We start from the raw sequence: 5,086 nt of genomic DNA on the forward strand, positions 1-5,086 counted from the left end.
TCGTCGCATTGTCAGGCAATAGCCGGATAAATGTCGCGTAAATGTATCAGGGAACTATTGTGGAAACTACCATCAATTGTGCAGAAGCCTGTAAAAATGGTTGTATTCTGGGTGATAAATGCCCCCACCGGGAATATGTGAGTTCTGCATCGAGTTTTATTGAAAATACATCTTTAGATCAAATGCTAGATATCGCAGAAGAAGCCGTCCGCAAAAAACGCACAGCACCACCTCAATGGGTAATCCCAGACTTTCCTGATAGTCAATCATAAGTTAACTCAGGCTAGAGTCGAGCAGGAATATTGCCACGGAAAACATAAATATATATCTGTCTTGTGTTTTCTTAGTGGTTGATTAGGGGGATGACATCAAAGCGATCACTATGCGGATTTGGGATATAATCCCTTTTGGTCAAATCACACCCGGGAGGATATTTTATGGCTGGCAGTGAAGTTCAGGCTGATTTTTGGATGACAGAGTACATCACACCTTGGGATATTTATGCTCACGGGGTGATCGATGTTCTGGCCCATAAAAAAACCCCCTATCAGGAAATGTACATAGTTGAAACTGGGGCTTATGGCAAAGCCCTAGTCCTGGACGGTAAATGGCAGTCTTGCACCGGGGATGAGTTTCTGTATCATGAACCCCTAGTCCATCCGGGGATGGTCATTCAAGGTAAACCAGAGAAGGTTTTAGTCTTAGGTGGCGGCGAGGGAGCGACTATCCGGGAAGTGTTGCGCTGGAAAACTGTTGATCGGGTGGTAATGGTTGATATTGATGGGGATGTAGTGGAGGCGTGCCGCGAATATCTGCCAGAAATGCACCAGAATGCTTTTGAAGACCCCCGGACGGAATTAGTGGTTGGGGATGCGTTGGAGTTTCTCGATACCACCGACCAAAAATGGGATGTGATTATTTCTGATCTATCAGACCCCATTGAGGAAGGACCCTCATTTAAACTGTTTACGAAGGAGTATTTTGAGAATATCCAGCGCGTCCTAGCTGATGATGGGATATTTGTAATTCAAGCTGGCCCGGTGGCTCCCGGAAATTTAAATCTTCACGTTCGCATTGTCAATACAGTTAACGCTGTGTTTCCCCATGTTCAATCCTATACTAGCTTTATCCCCACCTATGGGGCTCCTTGGGGATTTGCGATCGCCTCGCAACACCCCATTGATCCCTATCCTCAACCGGAGAAAACAGATGAAATCCTCCAACAGCATACTGTAGGCGGTATGCGGATGTTTGACGGTACTACCCTGTTAGGACTATTTCAACTTCCCCGACATCTACGAGAGGCGATCGCCGCCGAAACTGAAGTCTACACACTTTCGGAACCTCCTAAATTCTTTGGCAAAGGCAAGTTAAGTTAGCCTAAAGAATTTTTAATTGAGGCGATAAATTCCCAGATTTTCTAGTCAAGGGAACAGTTAAGCAGCCTAGTTAATCAGATAATTACTAACTAGCGGCTATCTACTGTTCCCCCCCCCTCAAAAAATCCATCATTTCAATCTTTTGCCACCTACGAAAAATTATCATGAACAATCCGCATCTGCACTTACGAATTGAGACTACCAAAAAATCCCGTATTAAAGAACTAGATACCGAACCGATACCCTTCGGCAAAATCTTCAGTGATCATATGTTGGTGGCTAACTATAGCCAGGGGAATTGGCAGGATGTTCAAATTATCCCTTATGGTCCGATAGACCTATCACCCGCTACGTCTGCTCTCCACTACGGACAGGCGATTTTTGAAGGTATGAAAGCCTATAAAAACTCCAATGGTGAGCCACTATTATTCCGACCGGATGCCAACCATCAACGGATTAATCAATCCGCCGAAAGGTTATGTATGCCAGCTATTCCCGAATCCATTTTTATTGATGGATTGAAAGAGTTAATTAAGTTAGATGATGATTGGATTCCTAATAAAAATGGCAGCGTTTTATATATTAGACCCATTTACTTTGCTGTTGATGAATCGGTCGGATTAAAACCCTCAGATTCCTATAAATTTATCATTATCTCCTGTCCGGTAGGCGCTTATTATTCTCATCCAGTTAAATTGATTGTCACGGAAAAATATGTGAGAGCATTTGAAGGGGGAACCGGTGCGGCTAAGGTAGCCGGAAACTACGCCGCCAGCCTTATAGCAGACCGAGAAGCTAAAGAGAAAGGCTATGATAATGTAATTTGGCTCGATGGTATTCATCGCCGATATATCGAAGAATGTGGCACGATGAACCTAGCATTTGTGATTGATGGAGTAGTTGTCACCCCGAAATTAACCGGAACTATTTTAGCTGGAATTACCCGCGATAGTGTGTTAACCTTATGTCGTGATTGGGGCATTCCGGTAGAAGAAAGGGCGATCGCCATTGATGAAATAGTCCAAGCCTACCATCAAGGAACTCTCACGGAAGCCTTTGGTATGGGAACAGCAGCAACTATCGCCCATATTTCCACCATTGGATATCAGGGAGAAGACATGATTTTACCTCCGGTAAGCGATCGCAAAGTAGCCAATCAAGTTTTCCAGAAACTCGAAGAAATAAAAACCGGGAGAACAGAAGATATCCACAATTGGATATGTAGACCATAGTAGTGGGTGCTTTTTCCCCGTAATTGCCGGCTAATTGCCCGTTGGTTGTTACCTAACGGGCTTCTTTAGTGATTATCCGAAAAAGATATCAGGCTTTCTTAATTTCCTTAATGACCCAATCAAAAGTTTCCATAACCTGTTGTAGCGCCGTTTCATCCTGGAGAGTAGACAGACGCAAAGTTAGCGATCGATACTCAGTCGGTTCTACCGGGAGAGATAAACCAATAGAACTAAACTTATTGCGAAGTTCCCCCCATTTTTCCTGACAATCAAAAGGAGGTTGAGAGGCATATTTATTAGAGGAAATTTCCAAACGACCCGAAATATCCACACTAAATAACTTATGGGGTTTTTGACCCTTTTGGTGAAACCAAGCCGTAAACCCGCCATAGATATCCCCGGTTCCCCATTGAATATCAATTTTCGGCTGTTGTTGTTTCGCCCAAGCGTGAATTTTCTGGGCTAGTTGTGCTTCATCATTTCCCCGGCGGATATTTAATTCCTCAAAAAAAGACACCTCATCCCAGCGTCTGCGTTCCCCAGTAGCGCTAGATTTTTTCTGTTGTGCTTCCGCCGTTTGACCAATTACGCGAGGTACTAAAGTCCTTAAACCGTCCTGACTGACATATTGCTTAATTTCCACCGCCCAGACTTCCCCCGGATCAGTTTGCTTATTGAGAAACTCCACCACCCGACGCAAAGAGGGGGAGATTTCATCAGCCACAAAAACCAGGCGAATTTTACCAGCCTGTACATTAGTTTTCACTTTTTGCCAAAAACGCTCTTCTTTAGCATCAGGTCCAAGAAACTCCTCAAAAACCTGTTCTGGATCGCGACCCTGTTCGCGACAGTTAGCCTCAAATTGAGCAATAGTCGATTCAATGGGCCAGTAAAAACTAACATGGGCCGCATAATCCAACATAAGTCCGATCGCCTTTTGGCGCATTTCCGTATTACGGATACGGCGAATATCGACCAAAGTAGGGATAGCATCTTGATCGATAAACAAATGATCCAAAGACCAGCGACCGCCGCTTTCTTCTTCCGGGGGAACCATAGCATCCCTGGAAATCAATAGCCACCGTCTAGGGGTGGCGCGATCGATCTCATCCCCAGCCAGTAAATTCGGATAAGATTCGAGGAGATCCTGAAGTTGGTCTTCAGAATCATAGTCTTGTTCCATCATTTCCACAAGCTGATCATCATCCTGAATGAGATAAATGCCTCCACCCATAGCAATGTCCTTGGTTTACCTAATTATTGATTATTGTTGATTGGAAAGGTTAACTGACCTTGGAAAACTGCTTGCGCTGGTCCAGTCATGTATAACCGTTGGTCTGTAGCTGACCATTCAATTTGTAGACAACCCCCTGGAAGTTCTACAGTTACTTGGCGATCGCATCTTTGGGTCAACACTCCCGCCACCACAGAAGCACAAGCCCCGGTTCCACAGGCTAAAGTTATACCAGCGCCCCTTTCCCAAACCCGCATTTTGACATAATCTGGTCGCACTACTTCAATAAATTCTGTATTGGTTCGTTCAGGAAAAGCGGGATGATGTTCAAACAACGGTCCAATCTCCGTTAATGGAACACTAGCTACATCATCTACAAAGGTGATGCAGTGGGGGTTTCCCATACTGACGCAGGTAACAGACAGAACCTGTCCTGCTACCTCTAGGGGAACATCGATCACCTTGAGGTTATTTTCAGATAGGGTAGTGGGAATTTCCGCAGCCAGTAGCCGTGGTAATCCCATATCTACTTTAACCTGACCATCGGTTAAAAGTTCGGGACAGATGACCCCGGCGGCGGTATTAATTTTATAAGCGATCGCCGTCCCAGTTTTTCCTTCCAACTCAGTGATAAACTTAGCCAGACAGCGAATTCCATTCCCGCACATTTCCGGTTCTGACCCATCAGAGTTAAATATTCTCATGGTGTAGTCACTAGCCCCGTCACCGGGAAGCGCAAAGATTACCCCATCAGCACCAATACCAAAATGGCGATCGCACATTTGCACAGCTTGTCTCTGTGTACAAATCGGCTCCGACTGATGACGGTTATCAATCAGAATAAAATCATTGCCCAAACCGTGATACTTTGTAAACTCAATTGCCATCACTGATATCTCAATCTCCTGCTTTAGTAATAACTAATCGATTATGCCTGAGTTTAATACCGATTTACCAAGCATCCGCAAGTTACAAACCTACATCAAGGATAAACCCACTGTTGAGATTCAATTACTCACCAAAGATCTGCTAGAGGGCAAAATCATCTGGCAAGATCCTAACTGTATCTGTTTACAGCCCCCACAGGGGGAACCGATTTTGATCTGGCGAGAGGCGATCGCTTACATACAAGCCAAATCTTGACCCCTCTCCCCAGAGGGCGGGTTTATTAATGGCGAGGTACTAGCAGAACCCGCTCCGACAATTAATAATTAATAATTAATAATTAATAATTAATGACT

Annotated in this window: 6 protein-coding genes; 4 read left to right on the plus strand and 2 right to left on the minus strand. The window is 44.5% G+C overall.

The window, feature by feature from the left end:
- The first annotated feature begins 41 nt into the window (after positions 1 to 41).
- The 3 genes from P5683_RS22505 (at position 42) to P5683_RS22515 (ending at position 2,611) form a co-directional block, all read left to right on the plus strand.
- Positions 42 to 272, plus strand: coding sequence for a hypothetical protein (locus P5683_RS22505; protein ID WP_008048992.1), 231 nt, complete (start codon positions 42 to 44; stop codon positions 270 to 272).
- A 165-nt stretch (positions 273 to 437) separates the two neighbouring features.
- Positions 438 to 1,379: a polyamine aminopropyltransferase gene (gene speE / locus P5683_RS22510; protein WP_006621099.1), complete on the plus strand. Its 942-nt coding sequence runs from the start codon at positions 438 to 440 to the stop codon at positions 1,377 to 1,379.
- 164 nt (positions 1,380 to 1,543) lie between these two features.
- On the plus strand, positions 1,544 to 2,611 hold the full coding sequence (locus tag P5683_RS22515; protein WP_006621098.1) for a branched-chain amino acid aminotransferase: 1,068 nt from the start codon (positions 1,544 to 1,546) through the stop codon (positions 2,609 to 2,611).
- A gap of 88 nt (positions 2,612 to 2,699) precedes the next feature.
- Here the strand turns inward: P5683_RS22515 and P5683_RS22520 are convergent, their stop codons facing one another.
- A complete protein-coding gene (locus P5683_RS22520) occupies positions 2,700 to 3,845 on the minus strand; it encodes a hypothetical protein (protein ID WP_006621097.1) in 1,146 nt (381 codons plus the stop codon).
- Positions 3,846 to 3,868: 23 nt separating this feature from the next.
- On the minus strand, positions 3,869 to 4,732 hold the full coding sequence (gene dapF / locus P5683_RS22525; protein WP_006669864.1) for a diaminopimelate epimerase: 864 nt from the start codon (positions 4,730 to 4,732) through the stop codon (positions 3,869 to 3,871).
- A 43-nt stretch (positions 4,733 to 4,775) separates the two neighbouring features.
- Here dapF and P5683_RS22530 point away from each other — a divergent pair, with 43 nt between their 5' ends.
- Positions 4,776 to 4,988 carry an Hfq-related RNA-binding protein gene (locus tag P5683_RS22530; RefSeq protein ID WP_006621095.1) on the plus strand — a complete coding sequence of 71 codons (213 nt, stop codon included), beginning with the start codon at positions 4,776 to 4,778 and terminating at the stop codon, positions 4,986 to 4,988.
- Positions 4,989 to 5,086: the final 98 nt, after the last annotated feature.

The sequence above is a fragment of the Limnospira sp. PMC 1279.21 genome, assembly GCF_032349615.1.
In the GTDB taxonomy this organism is placed as follows: domain Bacteria; phylum Cyanobacteriota; class Cyanobacteriia; order Cyanobacteriales; family Microcoleaceae; genus Limnospira; species Limnospira fusiformis.

Bases quoted from the DNA above. Each gene is read 5' to 3' on its own strand.
- P5683_RS22505 (WP_008048992.1), top strand. From the start codon at position 42: ATGTATCAGGGAACTATTGTGGAAACTACCATCAATTGTGCAGAAGCC.
- speE (WP_006621099.1), top strand. From the start codon at position 438: ATGGCTGGCAGTGAAGTTCAGGCTGATTTTTGGATGACAGAGTACATC.
- P5683_RS22515 (WP_006621098.1), top strand. From the start codon at position 1,544: ATGAACAATCCGCATCTGCACTTACGAATTGAGACTACCAAAAAATCC.
- P5683_RS22520 (WP_006621097.1), bottom strand. From the start codon at position 3,845: ATGGGTGGAGGCATTTATCTCATTCAGGATGATGATCAGCTTGTGGAA.
- dapF (WP_006669864.1), bottom strand. From the start codon at position 4,732: ATGGCAATTGAGTTTACAAAGTATCACGGTTTGGGCAATGATTTTATT.
- P5683_RS22530 (WP_006621095.1), top strand. From the start codon at position 4,776: ATGCCTGAGTTTAATACCGATTTACCAAGCATCCGCAAGTTACAAACC.